Raw genomic sequence first — 23,390 nt, 5'->3', positions numbered from 1 at the left:
AAGCCGGTCGTCATGCGGTCATCGCGCACCGCGACGGGCCTGTTACCGGTCACCCCACCGCGTAGCCCTCGAACCGGAGCCCGACCAGCACCGGCTCCGACGCCACCGTGCCGTCCGGGTGGAGGGAGAGCACGCGGCGGTCCGTCGGGAAGACCAGGCCGTCGAACTCCTGATGGCCGGACAGGTAGTGGGCGGCCGGGCCGCCGCCGACGACCTCGGCGGTGTAGTCGTGCCGCCGGACGAGCCCGGCGTCGTCGACGTGCAGCACCTGCACCGCGCAGTGCGTCGCGACGCTGGGCGGGAACGTGACGCGCAACCGCCGCCTCCGCTCACCAACCTCCTTCGTCGGCGGCAGCTCCTCGACCGCGAAACCGGGCTCCAGCAACAGGAACGGCAGCGTCAGGTACGTCCACATCGCGTACCCGCCGAAGTAGAGCGCGTGCAGGCGGTCCCACGGCGTCGCGAGCACGTGCCCGGCGAACGCGGCCCGCGGGTCGGCGCGCTCCTCGATGACCCGGCCGTCGGCGTCCTCGACCCACACCCGCGAAGGCGTGCAGACCCCGCGCCACCCCTCGCGCGCGAACGGCGCCACGGACGTGCGCTGCTCCCGCGGGTCGACGGTGAAGCGCACGGCGGAGAACAGGCCGGACTGGCCCTTGAGGTCCCACAGGGCGCCGCTGCCGGACAGGTCGGCCCGGATCGCGGTGACCTCGCGCCAGCGCGCCATCCCGCCGTGCGCGGCGACGACCTCGTCGACCAGGCCGCTCATCGGGACCGCCCGGCGGACGTCAACCGTGCGGAGAGCTCCCACAGCCCGCGGGCCAGCTCCGGGTCGCGGGCGGTCGCGGAGGGCTGCTGGACGACGGGGTGGCCGCGCAGGCCGCGGAACCCGTCCGGGCCGACGTACGAGCCGCCCGGCAGGTCCTGGGTGGCCGCGTAGAGCGTGGGCAGGGCGCCCTGGTCGGGGCTCTGGCCGACCAGGGGCAGCATCAGGCTCTGGAAACCGCCGACGTGCCCGAGCAGGTTCGTGCTCGCCAGACCGGGGTGCGCCGCGAACGACCGCACCGGGCTGCCCGCCGCGGCCAGCCGCCTTTGCAGCTCCAACGCGAACAGCACGTTCGCCAGCTTGGTGTCGTTGTAGGCCTGCGCACCGTCGTACGGGCGCTCCCGCCCGTCCAGGTCGATCCGCCCCTTGGCGTGCAGGAACGACGACACCGTGACCACCCGGTCGGTGATCCGGGGCAGCAGCAGGGTCGTCAACGCGAACGGCCCCAGGTGGTTGGTACCCAGGTGCACCTCGAACCCGTCCACCGTCCGGCCCTCCGGCACCCGCATGACCCCGGCGTTGTTCACCAGGACGTCCAGGTCCCCGCTCCACGCCGAGGCGAACGCCCGCACCGACGCGAGGTCGCCCAGGTCCAGCTCGCGCACCTCGACCGACCCCGTCATGTCCGCCGCGACCCGCTCGCCCTTGGCCCGGTCCCGCACCGCGAGCACGACGTGCGCGCCCGCGCGGGCCAGCTCACGTGCCGTCACCAGCCCGATCCCGCTCGACGCCCCGGTCACGACGACCGTCCGACCCGACTGGTCGGGCACATCACTGGCTTTCCACCGCTTCGCGGCCATGTGGCGATCCTTGTCGACGTGTCAGTAGCGATTTGCTACTGACCGGAACGTAACAGGAGTGCGTAGCGAATCGCAACTGACTATGCTGGCCCCATGGACAGCACGATCACGCCGCGCCCGTGCTCCATCGCGAGCTCGCTGCACGTCCTCGGCGAACGCTGGACGCTGCTGGCCGTGCGCGAGATGAGCTACGGCGTGCACCGGTTCGAGCGGATCGCGGGCTACACCGGCGCGTCCCGCAACATCCTCACCGACCGGCTGCGCACCCTGGAGCAGGCGGGCGTCGTCGAACGCCGCCAGTACTCCGAGCACCCGCCCCGGTTCGAGTACCACCTCACCGAGGCGGGCACCGAGCTCGCCCCGGTCCTGCTCGCCCTGTCCGAGTGGGGCGACAAGTGGGCCAACGACCCGCCGATCACCTCGTTCGACCACGACTGCGGGCACCCGCTCAAGATCGACCACACCTGCCGCCACTGCCACCGCGAGATCACCCGCGACAGCCTCACCCCGCGCCGCCGCTGACCAGCATCGCGATCACGTCCTCCGCCGGGACGCCGCGCGGCCGGTCGCTCACCTGCCCGTCCCCGAGCTCCACGACGCGCCACCCGTCGGCGCCGAGCACGAGGTCCACCGCCACGAACGGCAGCCCGAACCCGCGCACCAGCTCCGCGACCCCGGTCAGGTCCGGCTCGACCAGGTCGTCCGGCGTGTCCGGGTGCGGCCCCACCAGCGCGCACCGCCCGTCCACCCACCACGTCCGCGCCTCCGCTGACGTGAACCGCTCGAACCGCCGCAGCACGAACCCGCCCACGGCCTCGTCCCCGCGCAGCTCCGCGAACCGACGCGCCACCGCCCACGCGGCCTCGCGGTCAGCCGCCTCCGGGATGAACGCGGCCTCGTGCCAGTGGTGCTTCATCGACTTCACGTAGTCCCGCAGCACCGCGGGCCCCGCCCCCAGCCGCCCGCACGCCTCCTCGAACGCCTCCCGCCCGAACCCCACCGTCCACACCGACTCGGGCGTCACCGAGGCCAGCCCCGCGTACCACCCCGGCAGCTCGTGCGCCCGCCGGTACTGCTCCGCGCCGGTCCGCACCGAGACGTCCCGCCGCCCCAACGCCTCCACGAGCTCCGCGTACCGCCCGCTGCCCACCATCCAGCCCCGGTACACCGCGTCCCCGCCCGCGGGCACCCTGGCCACCGCCCGGTCCGCCTCGCCGCAGACCACCAGGTCGTGGTCGACCAACCCCACCGGGACCCCCGCCGCACGCGCGGCGGAGGCCTCGGCGGCGAAGTGCTCGTCGGGGCGGTTCGGGCGGAGCGGATCGGACGGGACCAGCAGCAGCATGCCGCCATGATGACCACAGCGGCCGCCGCGTCGCACACCTTTTCGGTGTGGACCGGTCGAGCCGCTAGCGCTTCACGCGGTAGCGCAGGTAGAGGACCTGCGACGTGAACGTGCGGGTCTCGACGAGCTCGAGGGGCACCTGCTGGCCGTGCGGGGCGAAGAACGGGACGCCGCCGCCGATGAGCACCGGGAACACCCTGATCCGGTACTCGTCGATCAGGCCCGCCGAGGCCGCCTGGGCGGCGAGGTCCGCGCCGCCCAGCGCGATGGCGCCTTCCCCCGGCTCCGCCCGCAGCCGTTCGACCTCCTCGGCCAGCCCGCCGGTGGCCAGGCGGGCGTTGCCGCGCACCTCGGTCAGCGTCCTGGAGAACACCACCTTCGGCAGCGGGTTCCACAGCGAGGCCCATTCGAGCTCGTCCTCGTCGAACGACGGGGTCTTCTCGGGGTCCTCCCAGTACAGCATCGTCTCGTAGAGCCGCCGCCCCATCAGGTGGACGCCGACCTCCTGGATCTCGTCGATCGAGAACCGGAAGACCTCCGCGTCGGGCACACCCCAGTCGATACCGCCGTCCGGTCCCATGACGTAGCCGTCGGCCGAGGTGCCCATCGAGTAGATCACGTCGCGCATGCTGAGGTCCTCCTTGGTCGAAACGGGTTCGACAGTACTGACCACCCGGCACCGCAGGACTCATCGGCGCGCCCGCGAGTCCTCGCGGGACGGTCGCCCGCCCACGTGCCGGAGCGCCGGCGGTGCCGGGCAGGAGGAGCGTGGACGGGCGCCGACCGCGACCCGTTCCGGGTCAGCCGACCGGGACCGGCCGCGCGTAGTACTCCTGCACGCGGGTGATCCAGTAGTACCCGTCGGTCGGCGCGTCCACCGGCACCGCGGAGGTGTTGCCCGGCTGGGGGACGCCGCGGGTGGCGGTGCCGACGCCCGCGCCCATCAGGATGGACACGACACCGGCGTCGGCCGCCTCCTGGAAGTGCGAGCCCCACGTCACCGCGGTGCCGTTCACGGTCAGCTTCGGGTCGCGCCACTCGTTGCGGCTGAAGTACTCCAGCCGGTTGCCGGTGGCGGTGAACGTGTCGCCGAAGAAGAACGTCGACGCCGAGTCCTCGCACTGCTGCGACTGGTTGGGCAGCACCGGGAACGCGCCGGAGCCGTTGTACTCGGTGGGGCTGGGGCGGGTGGTGCCGTTGATGTGCCCGACCGGCACCTGCCAGAGCACCACGGGCAGCGACAGCGTCTGCTTCAACGTCTTGGCGAACAGCAGGTAGTTGTTCCACAGGTCGTTGTTCCAGAACCAGACCGCCCGCGCCGGGTCGCCCGCCTGCCCCGGTTCCGCGCACATGGCGTCCAGCCCGTACTTGTCGATGGAGGTGAAGTCGGCGGCGTACCCGACACCGGCCTTCAGCGCGAACGCGGCGTTGGCACGGGCGTTGTCGACGATGCGCTGCTTGCCCGCCTCGAACCCGAACGCCTCGGTGGAGTGCACGATCCCGTTGCCCGGCGCGCCGGAGGCGGCCCACAGGTTGAGCTGCCAGCCGAGGAACCCGTTGGGGGTGTGCTTCTTGAGCGAGTAGTTCACCGCCTTCACGAACCCGGTCAGCGTGTTCGGGAAGTCGGGGTCCACACCCCGCACGAGCGCTCCGGAGTCGTAGGCGCCGCTGGTGGCGGCGGGCATCCGGTCGGGGTCGCCGCCGTAGCTCCCGGCGTACTGCTGGAGCAGGTAGCCGAGCGTGTCGGGCTCGACGACGTAGCCGACCTTGCCGGAGCCCATGATGTTGGTGGCGGTCTGCGCGATGTCCTTGAGCCCGCCGAAGACCTGGTTGACGTAGGAGCTGCTCTGCAGGTTCGACCACATCACGCTGGGCTGGTCGCTGTTGCCGCCCATGGCGTACACGACGAACACCGGGGTGAGCCCGTTGGCCTTGCTCTTGCCCGCCAGCCGTTCGGTGCGCGAGTGCCATTCGGAGATCTGCGCGCCGCCGTTGAGGTACAGGTACCCGTAGTCGACGTTCTTGCCCGCCGGGAAACGCGGCTTGACCTTGTTGAAGAACCGGTCGGTCCCGTCGAACGGCTCGTAGACCGTGCCCACGGACAGGTACGGCGGGTGCCAGCCCGCGGGCGGCTGGCTGCCCGCGTCGGTCTTCACCGACACCGCGGCGCTCGCCGCCGACAGGTTGCCCGCGGCGTCCTTGGCCTTGACCGCGAACGAGTAGGTGGTCTCGGGGGAGAGCCCTTCGACGGTCGCGGTCGTCGTGGTGGTGGTCGTGGCGGGGATGCCGTCGCGGTAGACCTCGTAGCCGGTCACGCCGACGTTGTCGGTGGAGGCGTTCCACGCCAACGACACGGTGTTCGCCGTCTTCGCGGTGGACCGGAAGGTCTGCGGCGCGGACGGCGCGGTCGTGTCGTCCGGTGTGCTGCCGTCGCAGGCCTTCCCGTTGAGCTTGCAGTTCGACGGGACGGCCGCGGTTCCGCCGGGACTGCCGTTGAAGCCGAACGTCGCGGTCTGGCCGGGGGCCAGCGTTCCGTTCCACCCCTTGTCCACGAACGTGAAGTGGTCGCCGGTCCGCGTCATGGCCGCGTCCCAGAAGCTCCCGACCGCCGAGCCCGCGGGCAGGTCGAACTCGACCTTCCACCCGGTCAGCGTGGTGGTGCCCGCGTTCGCGACCGCGTACTCGCCGGAGAACCCGGTGCCCCAGTCGGAGACCTTGCGGTAGGTCGCCGAGGGGCCCGCCGCGGCCGCCGACCCGGTCGCCACCAGCAGGCCCGCCGTGACGGCGACGGCCGTCCCCAGTGCCAACAAGGAGAGTCTGCGCATCGTCCCTCGTTCCGGTCGTGGCGGCGGCCAGCTGTGAGCGCAGTGTGGTCTAGACCTATCTGCGGCGCAAGGGGTCGAGGCGCGCCGTCGTTCACCGGCCGCCGACCGCCACCCCCATGGCGTCGCGGGCCGCCTCGGCGACGTTGCCCGGGGTGGGCCTGCCGACGACCCGGTCGAACCCCGCCATGAACCGGCGCTCCTGCTCGGCGTCCAGCAGTGTCGAGCACACCTCGCCGATCATGCTCAGGAACGTGATGGACGTGCCGCCGAGCAGCCCGAAGTCGCTGTCCTCGGCGATCTCGCGCGGGTGGACGCCCAGCACGGTCGCCCAGATCCCGGCGACGGCGTCGGCCACCTCGTCGCGGCCCGCATCCTCGGCCGCCGGGACGTGGGCCGTCGTGGCGAACGGGTCGGGCAGCGCGCGCGGGTCCACCTTGCCGTTCGCCGTGCGCGGGAGGTCGTCGACGAACACCACCGCGGAGGGCACGAGGTGCGCGGGCAGCAGCGCGGCGACGTGCGCGGTCAGGTCCTTGCGGGTGACCGGCTCGTGCGCCACGACGTAGGCGCAGGCGAGCTTGGTGCTGCTCCCCGGACGCGCCTTGGCGACCACCAGCGCCCGCCGCACGGCCGGGTGCTCCTCCAGCGCGCGCACGATCTCCGAGGGTTCCACCCGATGACCGAGGACCTTGACCTGGTCGTCGCGCCGACCCAGGTAGTCCAGTTCCCCGCTGGGCAGCACGCGGGCCAGGTCACCGGTGCGGTAGGCCCTGGCCCCGTCCGCGAGGGTGACGAACGCGTCGCGGTCGAGGTCGGGGCGACCCCGGTAGCCGCGCGCCAGCTGCGGCCCCGACAGGTAGATCTCGCCGACTTCCCCGGCCGGGACCGGGGCGCGCAGGTCGTCGAGCAGGTGCACGGTCGTGTTGTCCACCGGCAGCCCGATCGGCACGTCCGGGTCCGTGTCGGTCTCCGGGTCGTAGGTGTGCACGACGCAGCCCACGGTGAACTCCGTGGGCCCGTACTCGTTGACGACCCGGCACCGCGGGCCGAACGCGGCGCGGGCCGCCTCGGCGACCCGGACGGGCAGCCCCTCGCCGCCCACGACCGCCACCCGCACGTCCGGGCAGGTGAGTCCCAGCCGGGCGATCAGGTCCAGGTGCGACGGGGTGAGCTTGACGGAGTTGACGCCGTGGTCGGACAGCATCGCGGCCAGGGAGCGGTGGTTGGGCTCGTCCTCGATCAGCGCCACCCGGCCGCCCGCCAGCAGCGGTGGCAGCAGCGCGGTGATCGGCAGGTCGAAGGCGGGCGAGGTGAACAGCGGGAAGCAGCTGGTCGCGTCGATGCCGTAGGCGTCCACGGCGTAGCGGCAGTAGGCCAGTGCGGCGGCGTGCCCGATCTCGACGCCCTTGGGGCGCCCGGTCGAGCCCGAGGTGTAGATGACGTAGGCGAGGTCCTCCGGTTCCGCGGTCACCTCGGGCGCGGTGGCACCGGGCGTGGCGGGCAGGTTGTCGACCACGACCGCGGCGCAGCCGTCGGGCAGGCACTCCCGCCCCACCTGGCCCCGGTCGACCAGGCACACCGACGCGCCCGCGTCGGCGAGCAGGTCGCGCACCCACGCGTCGGGGCTCCTGGTGTCCAGCGGCAGGTAGGCGGCACCCGCCTTGAGCACGCCCCAGATGCCGGCCACCGCGCCCACCGACCGGCCGCTGAGCAGACCGACGACGTCACCCCCGCGCACACCGCGCGCGACGAGCGCGTTCGCCACCGCGGTGGACCTGGCGTCCAGCTCGGCGTAGGTGACCGGCTCCCCGGTCCCGACCAGCGCCACCGCGTCCGGGGACTCCGCGACGCGCTCGCGGAACGCGGACACCAGCGTGCCTTGCGGGAGCGGGACGTCCTTGCCGCGCAGGACGCTCCCGGCCGGGGTCAGGGCGGCTTCCAGGCCGTCGAGCAGCTCACGGGCCCGTGCGCGCAGCTCGGGCACGTCGTCGCCGGACACGACGATCTCGGTGCGCCCGTTGGTCTCGACGACCGTGATGCCGGGCGGCGCGATCCGCGCGCGCATGGGCATCGAGTACACGGTGTCCACGGCGAACCCCTCGAAGCTGAACGCGGCGGGGTCGAGCCTGCCCAGGTGGCTGAGCACGAACGGCACCGGCACGCCACCGCCCTTGCCCTTGGCGATGCGGCCGTCCGCGACCGACGACAGCGCGCGCAGCAGCCGCGGCGGCATGGCCAGCACCGCGCGCAGCACCGGCACCGGCGGCAGGCTGGTCACGTCCTGGTTCTCGGCCAGCATCCGCAGCAGCTTCTCGTGCGCCTGCTGCCAGGTCTCGCCGCGCCGGACCTCCAGCATGACCGCGAAGGACATGCAGTCGGTGGTGCGCACGTCGGGCAGGTGCCTGCGCAGGTCGACCGTGACGCTGACGAGCGCGTGGTCGAGACCGCACAACCCGACCAGCGCCACGGCGAGCTTGGCCGAGACCGCGGGGTGGTGGCCGTTGACCGCGCGGCGCAGCTGGAACTGCGGGTGCGTGCCGAACCTGGCGGGCGCGCGCAGCGGGGGCAGCGTGGACACCTCGGGCCCGTCCGGCTTCGGTCTCGCGGTGAACGCGGAGTGCTCGCGGCGCAGGTCGATCTCGTTGGCGGTGTCGTCCAGGTACTGCGGTTCCTCGCCGCGCAGCGCCCGGAAGACCTGCTCCGCCCACAGCCGGACGCCGGTGCCGTCGGTGACCAGGTGCTCGACGCGGAACACCAGCGCGGGCCGCGCACCGGTGAGCACGACGACCTCGCTGGTGGGCCGGTCCCGGCCGGAGCCCAGCGGGCGGTGCAGCTCGGGCAGGCCGCTCAGGGTCTCCCGGTCGAACAGGTCGCCGTCGAGCACCCTGACCACGGGGACGCGGCCGCCGTCCACCCACCGCCGCCCCTTCCCGCGCACCAGGCGGGCGAGGCGGGTGGCGCGCCCGGCGGTGGCGACGGCCTCGGCGACCGCGGCCGGGTCGAGAACCCCCGTGCCCTCGACCACCAGCTCCAGGCACGTCTCGCCCTCCTGGGCGTTGGCCAGGACGAACTTCTCCGAGAAGTTCATCGGCCTCGAGAAAGCCCTGTCCGCACCAGCACCCACAACGACTCCCACCGTGCTCGACACACCCGCTGGTCGAGGTCGACCGGCGGGTCCATGATCGCGTGGCGGGAAGGCGGTGCGAGTAGGGGGATGGGCCGGTGGCACAGGTGTGCCGCGGTCGCACCGGGCGGTCTGCCGCGGACGTGCCACGACCGGAGGCCCGCCGCGGGCGCGTGCGGCGGGCCTCCGGTCGCGGCGTGCCGATCAGGAGGAGTGCGGGCAGTTGCCCCGGAACTCCGCGATCAGCAGACTCGAGGACGGGGTGGGGCAGAGGAACTGCTCGTAGCGGGTGTCGTTGTCGATGAACCGCTTGAGCCAGGAGATGCTGTACTTCGCGATCGTGGTGTTCGAGCTGTTCGGCGTGAAGTGCGTGGCACCGCGCAGCTCCAGGTACGCCCTGTCCAAAGAGGACGGCAGCGAGTTGTAGAACGGCTTGGAGTGCGTCGCCACCGGGGCGATGGTGTCGCCATCCGCGCCGACCACCAGCGTCGGGACCCGGACGTCACCCCACGTCTTGTCGGTGTGCCACCCGGTCAACGGGATCGCCGCCTGCAGGGCCGGTCGGTTGGCGGCGGCGCGCAACGTGCCGCCACCGCCCATCGAGTGGCCCATGACGCCCAGCCGGGTGGCGTCGATCCGGGCGCGGACCGCGCTGCGCTGGGTCAGGTAGTCCAGCGCCGCCAACAACTGCGAGGCCCGGCTGTCGGGCTGGTCCAGCGTGGTGATCGTGTCGATGGTGAACACCACGAAGCCCTGCGAGGCGATGCGCGGACCCAGCCACGAGATCGAGGACTGGGTGCCGGTGTAGCCCGGCGAGACCGCGATCGCGCCGAACGTCCCCGCGCTGGTGCTGGTCGGGTAGTAGATCGTCCCGCCACCGAAACCGGTGACGGACAAGGAGGACACGGACGTCTCCGACACTGCGAACGAGCCGCGGCTCGCCTCGATGCTGGAGTTCGTCGGAGCGGGGCCGCGTTCGTAGGGGTTTTCCGCGGCAATGGCGGGGGATGCCCCGATGGCGCCGCCCACAAGGGCCGCCACCAGGGTCACCGTCGTGAAAACGCTGCGAAGCTGCACGTCGTTGTACACCCCGAATCGTCTGGATGGGAACCGTCCCGGTAACACGTCGTGTTCATCCGGTCACCGATGAGCACCATCCTGATCCCCGCCCCGACGACCCCGCATCGGTGGAACCACTAGGGCGTGCTCCCCCGGACGGGATCCGGGCAAGCACGCCCCCGCGCACTAGCCGACGAGCTTGACGTCCTCGGGCTTGAGCTGCGCCGCCTTGTAGTCGCTGACCGGACCGGTCTCGCGGTCGGTGGTCTTCGCCTCCTGCAACGTGGTCACGTTGCCGTCGGCCGCGATCTGGAACACCAGGGCGCCGGTGTAGCCCGCGTGGCTGTCCTTGCTGAACGCGAACGGCGTCAGGCCGGGACCCTTGAGCTCACCGGAGGACATGGCGTCGACCAGCTTCTGCCGCGTCAGGTCCTTGCCCGCGGCCTTGAGCGCCTGGCCGAACGTGTAGGCCTGCACCATCCCGTACACCAGCGTGTCGGTGAACGCCTCGTCCGGGATGTACTTGTCGTGGATCTGCTTGAAGAACGCGGTCCACGGGTCGTCCAGGGACCGGGCGCTGGGCAGGTAGCGCGTCCCGATGATGCCGGTCAGCAGCGCCGCGCCGGAGACCTGCGCACCGCCCTGCTTCGCGAACTGCTCGACCAGCCCGGCCAGCGTCGCCGGGTCGGCGCCGATGCTGCTCACCACGAGCTGCGCCTTGTAGCCGATCTTCAACGAGGTGAGGATCGTCAGCGCCGTGAACGCCGGGATGCACTCGCACACCACGACCTCGGCCCCGGCCGCCTGCAACGCCGACAGCTGCGGGGTGACGTCGGTGTTGGCCGGGTCGTAGGTCTGCCGGGACACGATCTGGTCCTTGATGAACTGGTCGAGCCCCTTCTGAGTGTCGGTGCCGACGTCGTCGCCCTGCACCAGCAGGCCGACCTTCTTTCCCGCGAACTTCTCCTTGATGTACTGGCCCTGGATCTTGCCCTCGCGGGTGTAGTCCAGCTGGTAGCCGAACGTCTTCGGGTTCTTGGCGGCGTTGTCCCACATCAGCGCGCCCGAGGACACCAGCAGGTCCGGCACGCCCTCGGAGTTGAGGTACTCCACGACCTTCGAGTGCGTCGGCGTGCCCAGCCCGCCCACGATCGCGAACACCTTGTCCTGCAGCACGAGCTTCTTCACGACCTCGACCGTCTTGGTCGGGTTGTACCCGTCGTCCTCGACCTTGTAGTCGATCTTGCGGCCGTTGATGCCGCCGTTGTCGTTGAGGTAGCTGTAGACGGCCTTGGCCCCGACCGAGATCTTGCTGTAGCCCGGCGCGGCCGGACCGGTCAGCGGCTGGTGGCTGCCGATGAGGACCGAGGTGTCGGTCACGCCGGGCGCGGGCTCGCCCTTGTCGCCACCGCCCGCGGCGGGCGTCTCGCCCGCGCCTCCGCACGCGGCGAGCACCAGTGCGCAGGCCAGGGCGATCGCCGTGACGGATCGTCTGCTTCTCATGATTCTCCTCGTTGAGACGGGGCCGGGCGTCGCACCCGGACCCACAACTTGCGCACGCCGCCTTGGATCCCCGCCGGGAAGGCGAGGACGGTCACGATCAGCACCACGCCGTACAGGGCGAGGGGGAGGTTGTCCGCGATGTCGCTGCGCAGGCTCAGCAGCTCGGCGAAGTCGTCGGTCCACACCTGGAAGTACACGAGGGCGATGGCGCCCCACAGCGCGCCCCACAGGCTGCCCAGCCCGCCGAGCACCAGTGCCGCCAGCAGGCTCAGCGACAGCGCCGGGGTGAACGAGCCGGGCGCGGCGGTGCCGAGCAGGAACGCCTGCAGGCCACCGGCCAGGCCGCCGCAGGCGGAGCTGACCAGGAACGCCAGGATCTTCGTCCGTCCCACGTGGACACCCGCCAGCGACGCCGCGACCTCGTCGTCGCGCACCGCCCGCAGCGTTCGCCCCAACCGGCCGCGGGCCAGGTTGGCCAGCACGACCAGCGCCAGCAGCACCGACAGCCACACGATCCACGACTGCCACCGCGTCGGGGGCACCACTCCGACCAGTCCGGCGGGCTGGCTGTTGACCGTGAAGCTGAGCCCGTTGCTGCCCGCGAACAGGTCCGGGAACCGTTGCGTCACAGCGGGAAGCCCCACCGCGAGTGCCAGTGTCGCTCCGGCGAGGTAGGGCCCGTGCAGTCGGGCCGCGGCCGCGCCCGCGAGCAGTCCGGCCAGCCCGCCCGCGAGCACCGCGAGCAGCAGGTCCGCCCAGATCGGGAACGCGGGCACCCGTTTCACCAGCAGCGCCACGGTGTAGGCGCCGATGAACATGAAAGCGCCGTGCCCCAACGAGACCTGGCCGTTGAACCCGGTCAGCAGCGCCAGCCCGGCCACCGCGATCAGGTAGTAGCCCACGGTCGCGATCCGCAGGTTCGTGAACGGGTCGGTCACCAGGGTCAGCAGCACCAGCAGCACGAGGCAGCCCAGCGCCGCCAGCAGGTGCAGGACGAGCGGGGGCAGCTTGGTCGTCATCACACCCGCCTCGCCGTCGCCCGGCCGAACAGGCCGCTGGGCCGCACCGCGAGCACGGCGACCAGGATCGCCAACGCCGCCAACGGGACCAGCTCCGCGCCGAGCAGCCCGGAGACGTAGGACAGCCCGATGCCCAGCACCAGACCGCCGACGATCGTGCCCAGCGGGTTGTCCAGCCCGCCCAGCACCGCGGCGGTCAGCGCGTACACGAACACCTCGTCCAGCACGGTGGGGAAGATGAACGGGGGAGTGGCCAGCAGCCCGGCCAGCGAGCCGACCCCGGCCGCGAGCCCCCACCCGACGGTCAGCATCGCGCCGACCCGCACCCCCACCAGCTTCGCGACCTCGGGGTTGAACGCGGTCGCGCGCAACCGCAGCCCGAGCGGGGTGAACTTGAACAGCAGCAGCACCCCGGTCGCCGCGACGACCACGGCGAGCACCGCGAACAGGTCGCTGGGGGAGAACCGGCCGCGGAAGTCGAACGCGTAGGCGAACGCGTGCGGCTCGTTGGACCAGATCATCCCGGCGACGGCTTGCAGCAGCAGCAACAGGCCGAGCGTGGCGATGATCGCGCTCAGCTCCCCGGCGTGCCGCAGCGGTCGGATGATCAGCCGTTCGACGACGACGCCGAGCAGCGTGCCCGCGACGATCGCCGCGACGAAGCCGAGCCAGTAGCTGCCGGTGCCCTTCGTGACGGAGTAGGCGAGGTAGCTGGAGATGAGGGCGAGCGCGGGCTGGGCGAAGTTCACCACGCGGGTGGCGCGGTAGATGATCACCAGTGACAGCCCCAGCGCGGCGTAGACCGCCCCGCTGGACAGGCCGCCGAGGGTCAGGTTCACGAACGTGGTCATCCGGGCCTTTCCGTTCAGAAGCCGAGGTAGGCGTGGCGGAGCTGGTCGTCGGCGAGGAGCGCGTCCGCGGAGTCGGCGGCCACCACCCGCCCCAGCGCGAGGACGAAGCCGCGGTCGGAGATGGACAGCGCGCTGCGGGCGTTCTGCTCGACCAGCAGCACGGTCAGCCCGGTGTCCGCGCGCAACGACCGCAGGACCCCCATGATCTTCGCGGAGACCATGGGGGCCAGACCCAGCGACGGCTCGTCGAGCAGCAGCAGCCTGGGTCTGCCCATGAGCCCGCGGCCGATGGCGAGCATCTGCCGCTCGCCGCCGGACAACGTGCCCGCGGCCTTCGTCCGGCGCGGCGCGAGCGGCGGGAACAGCTCCAGCACCTCGCCCATCGCCGCGGCGCGGTCGGCCCGGTCGGTGCGCCACAGCGCGCCCAGGCGCAGGTTCTCCTCCACGGTCAGCTCGGGGATCACCCCACCGCCCTCCGGGACGTGCGCGACGCCGAGGCGGGCGATCCGGTCGGTGGGCAGCGCGGTGATGTCCTCGCCGAAGGCGGTGATCGTCCCCGCGCTCGCGCGGACCAGCCCGCTGATCGTGCGCAGCAGCGTCGTCTTGCCCGCGCCGTTGGCGCCGAGGATGGCGGTGATGCTGCCCTCCTCGACGGTCAGCGTCACCTCCGACAGCGCGCGCACCAGCCCGTAGGCCGCGGTCACCCCGTTGATCTCAAGCACTGGGCTGCTCCTCGGGTGCGGTGCCGAGGTAGGCGTCGGCGACGGCGGGGTCGACGCGCACCACGTCGGGCGGGCCGGTCGCGATGACCTCGCCGAAGTCGAGGACGACGACCTCGTCGCACACCCGCATGACCAGGTCCATGTGGTGCTCCACCAGGACGACCGCGGTCTTCTCGCTCAACGAGGTGATCCGGGTGGCCAGCTCGTCCATCTCCGCGGTCGACAGGCCGCTGGCGGGCTCGTCGAGCAGCAGCAGCTCCGGTTCGGCGACCAGCGCGCGGGCGAGCGCGACGCGCTTGCGCACGCCGTAGGGCAGGGCGCCGGGCAGCAGGTCCGCCACGTGGGCGATGTCGAGCTCGGCGAGCACGTCCTCGGACCGGGCCCGCAGCTCGCGCTCGTCGCGGGCGGCCCGGCCGGTGCCCAGCAGCGAGGCCAGGGCGCCGGTGCGGGCGAGCCTGCCCGCGCCGGTCATCACGTTCTCCAGCACGGTGAGGCCGCCGAACAGCCCCAGCCCTTGGAGGGTGCGGGCGATGCCGAGCCCGGCGAGCTGGTCGGGTCGGTGCTTGCGCAGCGGCCGTCCCTTCCACCGCAGCTCGCCCTCGTCGGGGCGGAGGAACCCGCACACGACGTTGAACAGGGTGGTCTTGCCCGCGCCGTTGGGGCCGATGACACCCACGACCGTTCCGGGGCGGATGCTGAGCCCGACGTCGTGCAGCGCGACCAGTCCGCCGAACCGGACGGTCACACCGTCGACCTCCAGCAGTTTCTCGTGGGAAGTGATCGTCATTGGTCTTCTTTCCACGAACGGCGGTGGTCCGCAGCAGTCTGGGCGGATCATGGGTCCTCGGCATCGGTGGAATCACCAGTCGTGGGACTGAAAAACTAACGTTGATAGGTAAATTCCGGCCCTACCCCTTCCCCAGTTCGCAACCTCCGCGCAACACTGTGGACATGGCTCCCGAGGTCGTGCTGCACGGACGGGACCAGGAGCGCGCCTCCGTGCTGGACCTGCTCGCAAGCGCTCGCGCCGGTCGGGGTTCCGCGCTGGTCGTGGTGGGTGGACCCGGTTCCGGCAAGACCGCGCTGCTCCGGTTGGCCCACGCCTCGGCCGCCGGTCTGCGCGTGCTCACCGCGCACGGCGCGCCTGCTGAGACGGCGCTGCCGCACGCGGGCCTGCACCGGCTGCTGCAACCGCTCGCCGACCGCGTCCCCACCTCGCTCGCCGCGGTGACCGGTCTGGCCACCGGCACCCCGCGCCGCACGTTCGGGCTGCACGCGGAGCTGCACCGGTTCCTGGTCGAGGTCTCCCGCGAACGCCCGCTGCTGGTCGTGGTCGACGACGCCGGACTGCTGGACGCCGAGTCGCTGCAAGCGCTTGCCTTCGTCGCCCGCAGGGTGTCCGAGCGCCCGGTGTCGGTGCTGTTCGGCCGTGAGCCCGCGCGCGGCGAGGACCCGTTGGAGGGCGTGCCGACCTCGGTGCTGAGGCCGTTGGACGACCCGGCGGCGATGCGCGTGCTGGCCGCGCACAGCCCGTTGGGCGTCTCGGAGGACCACGCCGAGGAGGTGCTCGACCTGGCGGGCGGCAACCCGCTGGCCATCGTGGAGCTGTCGCGCTCGACCACGCCGGGCATGCTGCCGCCCGACAGCGCCCTGCGCTCCCGGTTGCGCACCCGATTGGCGGCGCTGTCGCCGGACGCGCGCAGGCTGGTGCGGATCGCGGTGGCAGACGAGGACCTGGAGCTCGACACCGTCGTGCGCGCCGGCCTGGAGCTGGAGGCGCTGGAGGAGGCGCGCGCGGCCGGACTGCTTGTGCTGCAAGGCGAGCACGTGCGGCTGCCCACCGCGTTGACGCGGACGACCCTGCTCACCGAGACGTCGATCGCCGAACGCCGCGAGGCCCACGCCCTGCTCGCCGGGGTGCTCGACCCGGAGGCGCACCGGTCGCGGTGGATCTGGCACCGCGCCGCCATGTCCCGCGAGCCGTCCGACGAGTGCGCCGCCGAGCTGGGCGAGGCCGCGGCGGTCGCCCGGCGGGCAGGGGACTACACGGCGTCCTCGCAGGCCTTCCAACGGGCCGCTGCCCTGACCCGCGCACCGGCCGCCAAGGCCGCGCACCTGATCGCCGCCGCGACCGACCACTGGTCCAACGGCAAGCCGCGCCGCTCGCGCGAAGCCCTGCGGCAGGCCCGCGCCCTCACGCACACCCGCGAGCTGCACGGCCTGGCCGACCTCGTGCGCGGCGGTATCGAGCTGGGCGACGCCGTCCCCGGCACGGCGGTCCGCAGCCTGCGCAAGGCCTCGGACGGCCTGCTCGACTCCCACCGCACCCTCGCCGTGACCGCGCTGATCTTCGCCGCGGAGGCCAGCAGCATCGCGGGCGACCAGGCCGAGCACGCCGCGATCGCCGAGCACGCCCTGGCCCTGCGCCAGCCCGACGACCCGCCCGTGCGGCAGCTGATGTTCGACCACCTGGAGGGCCTGGCCGCCACGTTCGCGGGCAAGCACCAGCGCGCGCTGCCCGCGCTGCGCCGGGCCGTGCGGCTGGCGGGCGGGCTGCACGACCCGCGGTCGAAGATCTGGGGCAGCCAGGCGGCCTACGTCCTGGGCAACGCCGACCGGTCGCTGGAGCTGGCCTCCCAGGCCGTCGCGGCGGCCCGCGACTCCGGCATGACCTCGCTCGTGCCGTGGGCGCTGGTCTACCGGTCGTTGGCGGCACTGCTGCTGGACCAGCACTCGATCGCGCTGGACAGCTCCCTGGAGGGCGTGCGCGAGGCCACCGCGATGGGACAGCCCAACACCGTCGTGGACCACCTCACGATCCTCGCGCTGATGGCGGCGTTGCAGGGCAACAAGGCCACCGCCGTGCACCGCCTGCACTTGGCCGCGGCCGACGTGGCGCGGCGCGGGCTCGGCCGGCCCAGCACGTTCGGCTCGTGGGCGTTCGCCTGCGTCGACCTGGTCGACGACCGGCCGGTGGACGCGCTCAACCGGTTGCGGCTGCTCGCGGTCGGCACGGGCCGCGTGCACCCCGGCATCAAGGTGATGACCGCGCCGCACTTCGTCGAGGCCGCGGTGGCGTGCGGCCAGCAGGCCAGCGCCGCCAAGGTGCTGCGCCAGTTCGAGGGCTGGGCGGTCAGCACCGGTGCCCCGGCCCGGATGGCGCTGTCGCACCGTTCGCGCGCGCTGCTCGCCGGTGCCGCGCCCGAGGCCGACGACCACTTCCGCGAGGCCATCCGGCTGCACCGCGAGGGCGGCACCGCCATGGAGCTGGCCAAGACCGAGCTGTTCTACGGCCACCGGCTGCGCCGCGTCCGTCAGCCCAAGGCCGCGCGCGAGCACCTCCGCGACGCGTTGAAGATCTTCCAGCAGTACGACTCCGAGCACTTCGTCAACCGCGTCCGCGCCGAGCTGCGGGCCTCCGGCGACACGATCGTCACCACCCACCCCGCGCCCGCCACCGACCTGACCCCGCAGCAGTCGCAGATCGCCCGCCTGGTGGCCGAGGGCGCGACCAACCGGGAGATCGCCGCGCAGCTGTTCATCAGCCACCGCACCGTCGAGCACCACCTGCGCAACATCTTCGCCAAGCTGGAGGTCCGCTCCCGCGTGGAGCTCACCCGCCTGCTCGGCTGAGCGGGGCTCTCAGCCTGCCCGCCGGGCGCCCGTCCCCGGCACCGCCACCGTGTCACGGGCCGTCAGGCCGACGTGGCCGTCCGCGCAGCACAGCTCCACCCGCACGGGCGCGCCGCACTCGCGGTGGGTGATCTCGACCGGAGGGCCCTCGGGGTCGGCGACCCAGCGGTCACCCCACTGCATCAACGCGACCAGCGCGGGGTACAGCTCCACACCCGCCTCGGTCAACCGGTACTCGTTGCGCTGGCGCGCCCCCGGCTCCCGGTAGGGCAGGCGCTGCATCAAACCGTTGTCCACCAGCGTGTTGAGCCGGTCGGTCAGCAGGTTGCGCGCACACCCGACACCGGCGTGGAACTGCTCGAAGCGACGAGCCCCGAAGTAGGCCTCGCGCAGCACCAGGAACGTCCACTTCTCGCCGACGACGTCCAGCGTGCGCTTGGCGGAGCAGTTCTCGGCACTCCACTGCGAACGGTCGAACTCCATGCCGCGACCCTATCTGGGTTCACCTTCGGTATCCAGCCAGGTCGGGGCTCCTCCGAACAGCGCCGCGGCGATCACCGGCGTTCCTCACGTCCTCGTCGACAGCGACCGCTACCCGACCGAACTCCGGCGCACACCAAGGCGCTTCTCGGCGAAGGCGCGGCCCTTCTCCCTGTCACCGAAGATCAGCCCGGCGATGTCGGCCAGCCGCCACACGCGCCCCGCCGCACCCCAGCTGCCCTCCGGCACCTCGGTGGGGAACACCCAGATCCGGAGCGCGTCGCGGTCGTAGGCGCCGCGCTCCGCGTCGAGGACCGCCGCGGTGATCTCCTCGACCATCGCCCGACGGCGTTCCTCGTCGTACTGGCCTTCGGGCACGCGCGGCTCGAAGCGGTAGATCGGGGCCTCGTGCGCGGCGCCCGCCCGGAACACCTTCGCGGGCCGGTGCAGCCACACGAACGCGATCGAGCGCGCGGTCGGGTCGCGGGGATCGGCACCCTCGTTGCGCAGCAGGATGTCGGTGAGCGTGGAGAGCAGCTCGTCCTCGGCCTCCGCGGTGAGCGCGCCCTCGGGGATGTAGGCGTCGAGTCTCGGCATGTCAGTCCTCCTCCGCGCGGTGGCCCGCGCCGCCGGGTCGTCCTGCCGGGTCACCGGGGCGGCTGTAGGCCGTCGGGGTCCTGCCGTCGGCGATGGCCTCCTCCGCGAAGGCGAGGTACTTCCGGGCGGCGGACACGGGCCGCATGCTGATCCGCAGCTCGCGCACCAGGCCGTCGTCGTCGAGGACGAGGTAGTCGACACCTTCGAGGAACGCCCCGTCGATCTCGGTCTCGAACACCAGCACCACCGACCCGGCACCGGCGAGCTCGTCGACGTAGCGGAACCCGTCGCCGAACGCGAAGGTCGTCGCCGCGAACCGCAGCCCGGCGACCGCGGCCTCGCGACCGCGCAGCGGTTCGTCGCGGATCGGTGGGTAGAAGAGCACGTCGGGTGCCAACGACGCGGCCAGCGCGTCCATGTCCTTGGCTTCCACTGCCGCGCGGAACGGGTGTTTCGCCGTCGCTGTCACAAGTCCCCCTCGACCGGCACCGGGGTGCGTCCCCGGTGGTGGTCGTGCGGGGCCAAGGTATCGACCTGAGTTGCGATAGTCAACTTAGATGGGATGGTCCTGTCCCACATGGGTTGTCGCGCGAGGGTCCTAACAGGACATTGATCGAGGTCTTTCAGCGGCCCGAGGTCGCACCCGGTTCGCTGAGCGGCCCGAACGCGGCCACCCGCACCGCGGCCGAGAGTGCGGCCACCCACTGCTCCTCGGGCTCGTCCGGGTCCACCGGCACCGCGCCCAGTGCCGCGGCGGCGAACGCGGCGAACAGCGTCAGCCGCAGCCTCTCGGCGTCGTCGGCGTCGGGAGGGGTCATCCGCTCGGTGAGCTCGCGGCCGCTGACCATCACCGACCGCGCGCCGACGCCCAGCAGCTCCGGCTCGGCGACGACCAGCGCCCGCCGCCGCCGTTCGAGGTCGCGGTCCTCGTGGTCCATCGCCCGCGCCGTCGCCTCGACGGCCTCGAGCACGGCGCGCAGCGGGTCCTCGCGGGCGGTGTCCTCGTCGAGCCGGGTGGCCACGCGCTCCAGGAACGGGTCGTGCCAGAAGATCCCGGCCTTGGTGCCGAACATCCGGAACAGCGTGCGCTCGGAGACGCCCGCCCGTTCGGCGATCGCGGGCATGAGCACGGCGCCGAACCCGTGCTCCTCGGACAGCTCGACGGCGGCGCGGCGCGCGGCGCGCCTCTTGCGGGCCTCGTTGGACGCGCGGCGTCCCTGGGGCGGCGGCATGGGCACATCCTAGGACACGAAATTGACAGTTTCCGCCACTTTTGCTTCACTCATTTTGTCAGTTTCTGCCACTTTCCGTCCGTCACTCCGAGTGGAACGGGTCCCGACATGCCGTTTTCCCGCAAGAAGGCGCCAGCAGACTCCCCACCGCCGCGCGGCATCAGCAGGCGGGCGGTCATCGCGGGCGCCGTCGGCGTCGTGGGGGTGGGAGCGGCGGCGGCCGGGTACTTCGCCTACCTGGCCCCGTCCGGGGACGTGTCGCGCTACGCGGCGCACCTCGTCGACGACGACCGCGAGCTGCGCGCCGGGGAGGTGCAGGCCACCTTCCTCGGCACCACCACGCTGCTGGTGGACGACGGCGTGACGCAGCTGCTGTTCGACGCGTTCATCACCGACGTCCCGCTCACCACCGCCCTGTTCGGCGACCTGAGCACCGACGAGGGCAAGGTCGACCGGACCCTGGCCGCCGTCGGGGCCGACCGGGTGCGGGCGGTGTTCGTCTCGCACTCCCACTACGACCACTCGCTCGACGCCGCCTACCTCACCCGCAAGACCGGTGCGGTCCTGCACGGCTCGGAGTCGACCCTGAACATCGGCCGCGGCGGCGGGGTGCCCGAGGAGCGGCTCGCCCGCTACGAGACCGGGAAACCCCTGCGGATCGGCGACTTCACCGTCACCGTCCTGGCGTCGAAGCACTCACCCGGCACCATCGGCGGCGACGGCACCCCCATCACCGGACCGCTCGCGCAGCCCGCGGGCGCCAAGGCGTACCTGGAGGGCGGCTCGTTCGACTTCCTGGTCGAGCACGGCGGCCACTCGCTGCTCGTCAAGGCGTCGGCGGGCTTCCTGCCCGGCGGGCTCGACGGCGTCCGCGCCGACGTCCTGTTCTGCGGCACGGCGGGCTCGTTCGGCAAGGACGCGGCGTTCCGCGAGGAGTTCCACCGCAACGTCGTGTCCACAGTGGATCCCAAGGTGTTCGTCCCGTTGCACTGGAACGACTTCTTCACCCCCGTCACCGGCGACCTGACCGCCAACATGAAGGCCGTCGACGACGTGGCGGCGGCTTGGGACCACCTCATCGCCCGCCTCGACGAACGAGGGGCGCGGTTCGCGGTGCTGCAGGGGTACCGGTCCATCATCCTGTTCGGCTCACCCGACCGCGGCGCCTGAGGGCCGCGGATCCCGGTGGACCGCCCGGTCTGCCTCCCGCCGCGGGAATGATCCGCTCTCGACAACCGGCACGCCGTCGTCCATGCTCGTGATTCCTCCTCGACCACCACCCGTGCGCGCGTGGAAGTGCTGGGGCGGAGCCGATCGAGACCGGAGGACGTGGTGGAGGACACCGAGCAGCGGCACGACGAGGAAGTCGTGCTGGGGCTGATCGCGGTCGCGAGCCGCACCAGCGTCGTCGCGTTCCTCGCGGGAGTCTGGTCGATCATCGCGCCGCTCGTGCTCGACCGCGCCGTCATCACCGACAACCTGGTCGGCTTCTGGCCCGTCGTGGCGATCGCCGGGGGAGTGATGCTGCTCTCGGTGGTGCGCGCCATGGCACCGCTGGACACGCCGTGGCTGAGCGTCGTCGCCGCCCTGCTCGGCATCTGGTCCATCGTCGAGACCCTCAAGCGGTACAGCGTCGCCGACGGCCCGATCGCCATCAGCGGCATCATCGTGGGCTCGGCCGTGATCGCCGCGTCCGCGACAAGCGCCGCCGTGACCTATCGCGCCAGGCAGATGGCCGCCGGGTAAATCACCTGCCCGACGATGATCCGAACCGGCCCGGCATACGTACTCCTCCACGTTGGCGCCTGCGGGCGCGTGACAGGAGGAGGACGAACGCCGTGGCCATCCGAGTCGTTCGCGCGACGCTGCTCACCACGTTCCTGGCCCTGGCCTTCCTGCTGCTCGTCGTCGCGGGCAGCGCGAACGCCTCCGACCGGGCCCCGGAGGACAACCTGCGGCTGACCACCGGCACGGCCCTGCTGCTCGCGCAGACCGACACACCCTCGGCCCCGGTGGCCGACGTGTCCACCGTCGTGCAGAAGAGCGGCCCCGCCGCGGACTCCACCGCCAGGACCATCGACATCGTGGTCGTCGTCGCCCTGGGCGCCCTCGCCCTGTGGGTGTGGGTGCGCAACAGCTCCACCCGCAAGGGCCACTGACCGTCCGCCTTCGGAAGGCCTACCCGTGGTGGTGGGACGGGGCAAGCCGCGTCACACCACCACGGGTTCGGGCTCCGGCGGTCGGGGGCGACCACTCGTGGTCGAGGCCCGCGGATCCGCCTTGACGGGATGCCCGCCGCTGTCGCCGGGGGAGCCGGTCGCCCCGGACCCCCGCGAAGCGCCGAGGCTGGTCATCCCTCGGGCTGGTCGTAGTACGAGCGGCGGTTGGCCCGCACCTTCTGGACCCGCTGGCGCAGCACGGCGTGCTGGATCAGCGACAGCGCCTGCCGCGCCGCGATGTTGAACAGCCCGTGGGTGATGCCCTTCTCGCCGAAGACGACGAGCAGGAGCGAGGACTCGACCGGGAACACGCAGACGTAACCGGAGTCCCCCTCGAACACCGCGGTGCGCGGTTGGCCGACGTTCGCCTGGGAGGTGAACTGGGCCGCCAACCCGATCGTGGCGGCGGCCATCGCGGCGACGCTCTCGGCGGCGACGCCCTCGGTGTCACTGGACAGGACCAACCCGTCACGGGTGGCCACCAGCAGTCCGGTGACCCTGTCGATCTGGTGGCGAATTGCGCGGAGGGTCTCCGCCAACTCTTCCCGGTCGAATGGCGGCTGAGTCACAACGGGCCCCTGTGGCAACGATTTCGGCTTTGTGGACGTCGGTTTCCGCGTCGGCAACGCCGGAGGGTTGCGTGCCTCGTGGGCGTGTGCGCTGCTCATACCGTCAGATTGGCTTCGATGCGCTTGAGGTAGAGCCTGGCGAGAGCGAGGTTGGCGCGTTCCCGGTCGAGGACGAGGTAGAGGAACAGCGTCGGGGTGCCCTTGGCCGGGGTGAGCAGGCGAATCAGGTGGTACTGGTGGTTCAGGGTGATCAGGATGTCCTCGATGCTGTCGTTCAACGCCAAGGACGCCATGACTCTGAGTTTCGCGCGCACGACCTCGGTGTTGCCCGCCGCGGCGATTTCCAGGTTGAGCCACTCGCCACCGCCCATCGTGCCGAGCGACATTCCGCTGTCGTAGTCGACCAGCGCGACGCCCACTGCCCCGGCTATGGTCATGGATTCTTTCAACGCCAGCTCAATGCTCATCTAGAAATCGACTCCTCAAACGATCGAATGCACCACGAGTAGGGCGTGACCCATTTTCACCGTCGTCCCGGCGAGGCCGCCCGTGACAGACAGTAAGCCGCAAAAGTGTGATCGCATACGGC

23 protein-coding genes are annotated in these 23,390 nt (G+C 72.0%); 5 read left to right on the top strand and 18 right to left on the bottom strand.

What is annotated here, in order from left to right:
• Positions 1–49: 49 nt before the first annotated feature.
• Positions 50–769, bottom strand: a complete 720-nt coding sequence (locus CLV43_RS20165; protein WP_106188740.1) for a hypothetical protein — start codon at positions 767–769, stop codon at positions 50–52.
• Positions 766–1,626, bottom strand: a complete 861-nt coding sequence (locus CLV43_RS20160; RefSeq protein WP_106188739.1) for an oxidoreductase — start codon at positions 1,624–1,626, stop codon at positions 766–768. Before CLV43_RS20160 ends, CLV43_RS20165 begins: the two co-directional genes overlap by 4 nt.
• Positions 1,627–1,719: 93 nt before the next feature.
• On the opposite strand from CLV43_RS20160, the gene CLV43_RS20155 reads away from it, so the two are divergent.
• Positions 1,720–2,148, top strand: a complete 429-nt coding sequence (locus CLV43_RS20155) for a winged helix-turn-helix transcriptional regulator (protein ID WP_106188738.1) — start codon at positions 1,720–1,722, stop codon at positions 2,146–2,148.
• Here CLV43_RS20155 and CLV43_RS20150 read toward each other — a convergent pair.
• From CLV43_RS20150 to CLV43_RS20105, 10 genes are all read right to left on the bottom strand, one after another.
• The gene (locus CLV43_RS20150; protein ID WP_106188737.1) at positions 2,129–2,971 is read right to left on the bottom strand and encodes an ATP-grasp domain-containing protein; all 843 of its coding nucleotides are present in this window, start codon (positions 2,969–2,971) and stop codon (positions 2,129–2,131) included. The genes CLV43_RS20155 and CLV43_RS20150 overlap by 20 nt on opposite strands.
• Positions 2,972–3,035: 64 nt before the next feature.
• Positions 3,036–3,599: a dihydrofolate reductase family protein gene (locus CLV43_RS20145; protein ID WP_106188736.1), complete on the bottom strand. Its 564-nt coding sequence runs from the start codon at positions 3,597–3,599 to the stop codon at positions 3,036–3,038.
• A 172-nt stretch (positions 3,600–3,771) separates the two neighbouring features.
• Positions 3,772–5,796 carry a cellulose binding domain-containing protein gene (locus CLV43_RS20140; protein WP_106188735.1) on the bottom strand — a complete coding sequence of 675 codons (2,025 nt, stop codon included), beginning with the start codon at positions 5,794–5,796 and terminating at the stop codon, positions 3,772–3,774.
• A 91-nt stretch (positions 5,797–5,887) separates the two neighbouring features.
• The gene (locus tag CLV43_RS20135; RefSeq protein ID WP_106188734.1) at positions 5,888–8,881 is read right to left on the bottom strand and encodes a non-ribosomal peptide synthetase; all 2,994 of its coding nucleotides are present in this window, start codon (positions 8,879–8,881) and stop codon (positions 5,888–5,890) included.
• A 240-nt stretch (positions 8,882–9,121) separates the two neighbouring features.
• A complete protein-coding gene (gene bdeA / locus CLV43_RS20130) occupies positions 9,122–9,994 on the bottom strand; it encodes a bis(hydroxyethyl) terephthalate hydrolase (protein WP_211304428.1) in 873 nt (290 codons plus the stop codon).
• A 168-nt stretch (positions 9,995–10,162) separates the two neighbouring features.
• Complete coding sequence (locus CLV43_RS20125; RefSeq protein WP_106188733.1) at positions 10,163–11,479, bottom strand: ABC transporter substrate-binding protein; 1,317 nt, start codon at positions 11,477–11,479, stop codon at positions 10,163–10,165.
• Positions 11,476–12,498 (bottom strand): branched-chain amino acid ABC transporter permease, encoded by a 1,023-nt coding sequence (locus CLV43_RS20120; protein WP_106188846.1) that lies wholly within the window; start codon positions 12,496–12,498, stop codon positions 11,476–11,478. Before CLV43_RS20120 ends, CLV43_RS20125 begins: the two co-directional genes overlap by 4 nt.
• Positions 12,498–13,349 (bottom strand): branched-chain amino acid ABC transporter permease, encoded by an 852-nt coding sequence (locus tag CLV43_RS20115; RefSeq protein WP_106188732.1) that lies wholly within the window; start codon positions 13,347–13,349, stop codon positions 12,498–12,500. The genes CLV43_RS20120 and CLV43_RS20115 overlap by 1 nt, the downstream gene beginning before the upstream one ends.
• Before the next feature lie 14 nt (positions 13,350–13,363).
• A complete protein-coding gene (locus CLV43_RS20110; RefSeq protein ID WP_106188731.1) occupies positions 13,364–14,071 on the bottom strand; it encodes an ABC transporter ATP-binding protein in 708 nt (235 codons plus the stop codon).
• Positions 14,064–14,858 carry an ABC transporter ATP-binding protein gene (locus CLV43_RS20105; RefSeq protein WP_106188730.1) on the bottom strand — a complete coding sequence of 265 codons (795 nt, stop codon included), beginning with the start codon at positions 14,856–14,858 and terminating at the stop codon, positions 14,064–14,066. The genes CLV43_RS20110 and CLV43_RS20105 overlap by 8 nt, the downstream gene beginning before the upstream one ends.
• 164 nt (positions 14,859–15,022) lie before the next feature.
• On the opposite strand from CLV43_RS20105, the gene CLV43_RS20100 reads away from it, so the two are divergent.
• Complete coding sequence (locus CLV43_RS20100; RefSeq protein WP_106188729.1) at positions 15,023–17,704, top strand: helix-turn-helix transcriptional regulator; 2,682 nt, start codon at positions 15,023–15,025, stop codon at positions 17,702–17,704.
• Positions 17,705–17,713: 9 nt separating this feature from the next.
• Here CLV43_RS20100 and CLV43_RS20095 read toward each other — a convergent pair whose 3' ends face one another.
• From CLV43_RS20095 to CLV43_RS20080, 4 genes are all read right to left on the bottom strand, one after another.
• Positions 17,714–18,187, bottom strand: a complete 474-nt coding sequence (locus tag CLV43_RS20095) for a winged helix-turn-helix transcriptional regulator (RefSeq protein WP_106188728.1) — start codon at positions 18,185–18,187, stop codon at positions 17,714–17,716.
• Between the two features lie 108 nt (positions 18,188–18,295).
• Positions 18,296–18,781, bottom strand: a complete 486-nt coding sequence (locus CLV43_RS20090) for a tautomerase family protein (protein WP_106188727.1) — start codon at positions 18,779–18,781, stop codon at positions 18,296–18,298.
• A gap of 1 nt (position 18,782) precedes the next feature.
• Positions 18,783–19,250, bottom strand: a complete 468-nt coding sequence (locus tag CLV43_RS20085; protein WP_146174821.1) for a nuclear transport factor 2 family protein — start codon at positions 19,248–19,250, stop codon at positions 18,783–18,785.
• A gap of 154 nt (positions 19,251–19,404) precedes the next feature.
• Positions 19,405–20,013, bottom strand: coding sequence for a helix-turn-helix domain-containing protein (locus CLV43_RS20080; protein WP_106188725.1), 609 nt, complete (start codon positions 20,011–20,013; stop codon positions 19,405–19,407).
• A 108-nt stretch (positions 20,014–20,121) separates the two neighbouring features.
• Between CLV43_RS20080 and CLV43_RS20075 the strand changes: the two genes are divergently transcribed.
• The 3 genes from CLV43_RS20075 (at position 20,122) to CLV43_RS20065 (ending at position 22,172) form a co-directional block, all read left to right on the top strand.
• Positions 20,122–21,183 carry an MBL fold metallo-hydrolase gene (locus CLV43_RS20075; RefSeq protein WP_106188724.1) on the top strand — a complete coding sequence of 354 codons (1,062 nt, stop codon included), beginning with the start codon at positions 20,122–20,124 and terminating at the stop codon, positions 21,181–21,183.
• A gap of 162 nt (positions 21,184–21,345) precedes the next feature.
• Positions 21,346–21,759 (top strand): hypothetical protein, encoded by a 414-nt coding sequence (locus CLV43_RS20070; protein WP_146174820.1) that lies wholly within the window; start codon positions 21,346–21,348, stop codon positions 21,757–21,759.
• 92 nt (positions 21,760–21,851) lie between these two features.
• Positions 21,852–22,172 (top strand): hypothetical protein, encoded by a 321-nt coding sequence (locus CLV43_RS20065; RefSeq protein WP_106188722.1) that lies wholly within the window; start codon positions 21,852–21,854, stop codon positions 22,170–22,172.
• A 191-nt stretch (positions 22,173–22,363) separates the two neighbouring features.
• On the opposite strand, the gene CLV43_RS20060 is transcribed toward CLV43_RS20065, so the two are convergent.
• Entirely contained in the window at positions 22,364–22,801 is a 438-nt protein-coding gene (locus tag CLV43_RS20060; RefSeq protein ID WP_245886705.1) for a roadblock/LC7 domain-containing protein, read from the bottom strand.
• Between the two features lie 95 nt (positions 22,802–22,896).
• A complete protein-coding gene (locus tag CLV43_RS20055) occupies positions 22,897–23,268 on the bottom strand; it encodes a hypothetical protein (protein WP_106188720.1) in 372 nt (123 codons plus the stop codon).
• Positions 23,269–23,390 lie beyond the last annotated feature (122 nt).

This window comes from Umezawaea tangerina (assembly GCF_003002815.1).
Taxonomy (GTDB): Bacteria; Actinomycetota; Actinomycetes; order Mycobacteriales; family Pseudonocardiaceae; genus Umezawaea; species Umezawaea tangerina.
The sequence above is the reverse complement of the archived record's forward strand: the minus strand, read 5'-3'. Positions and strand labels throughout refer to the sequence as shown.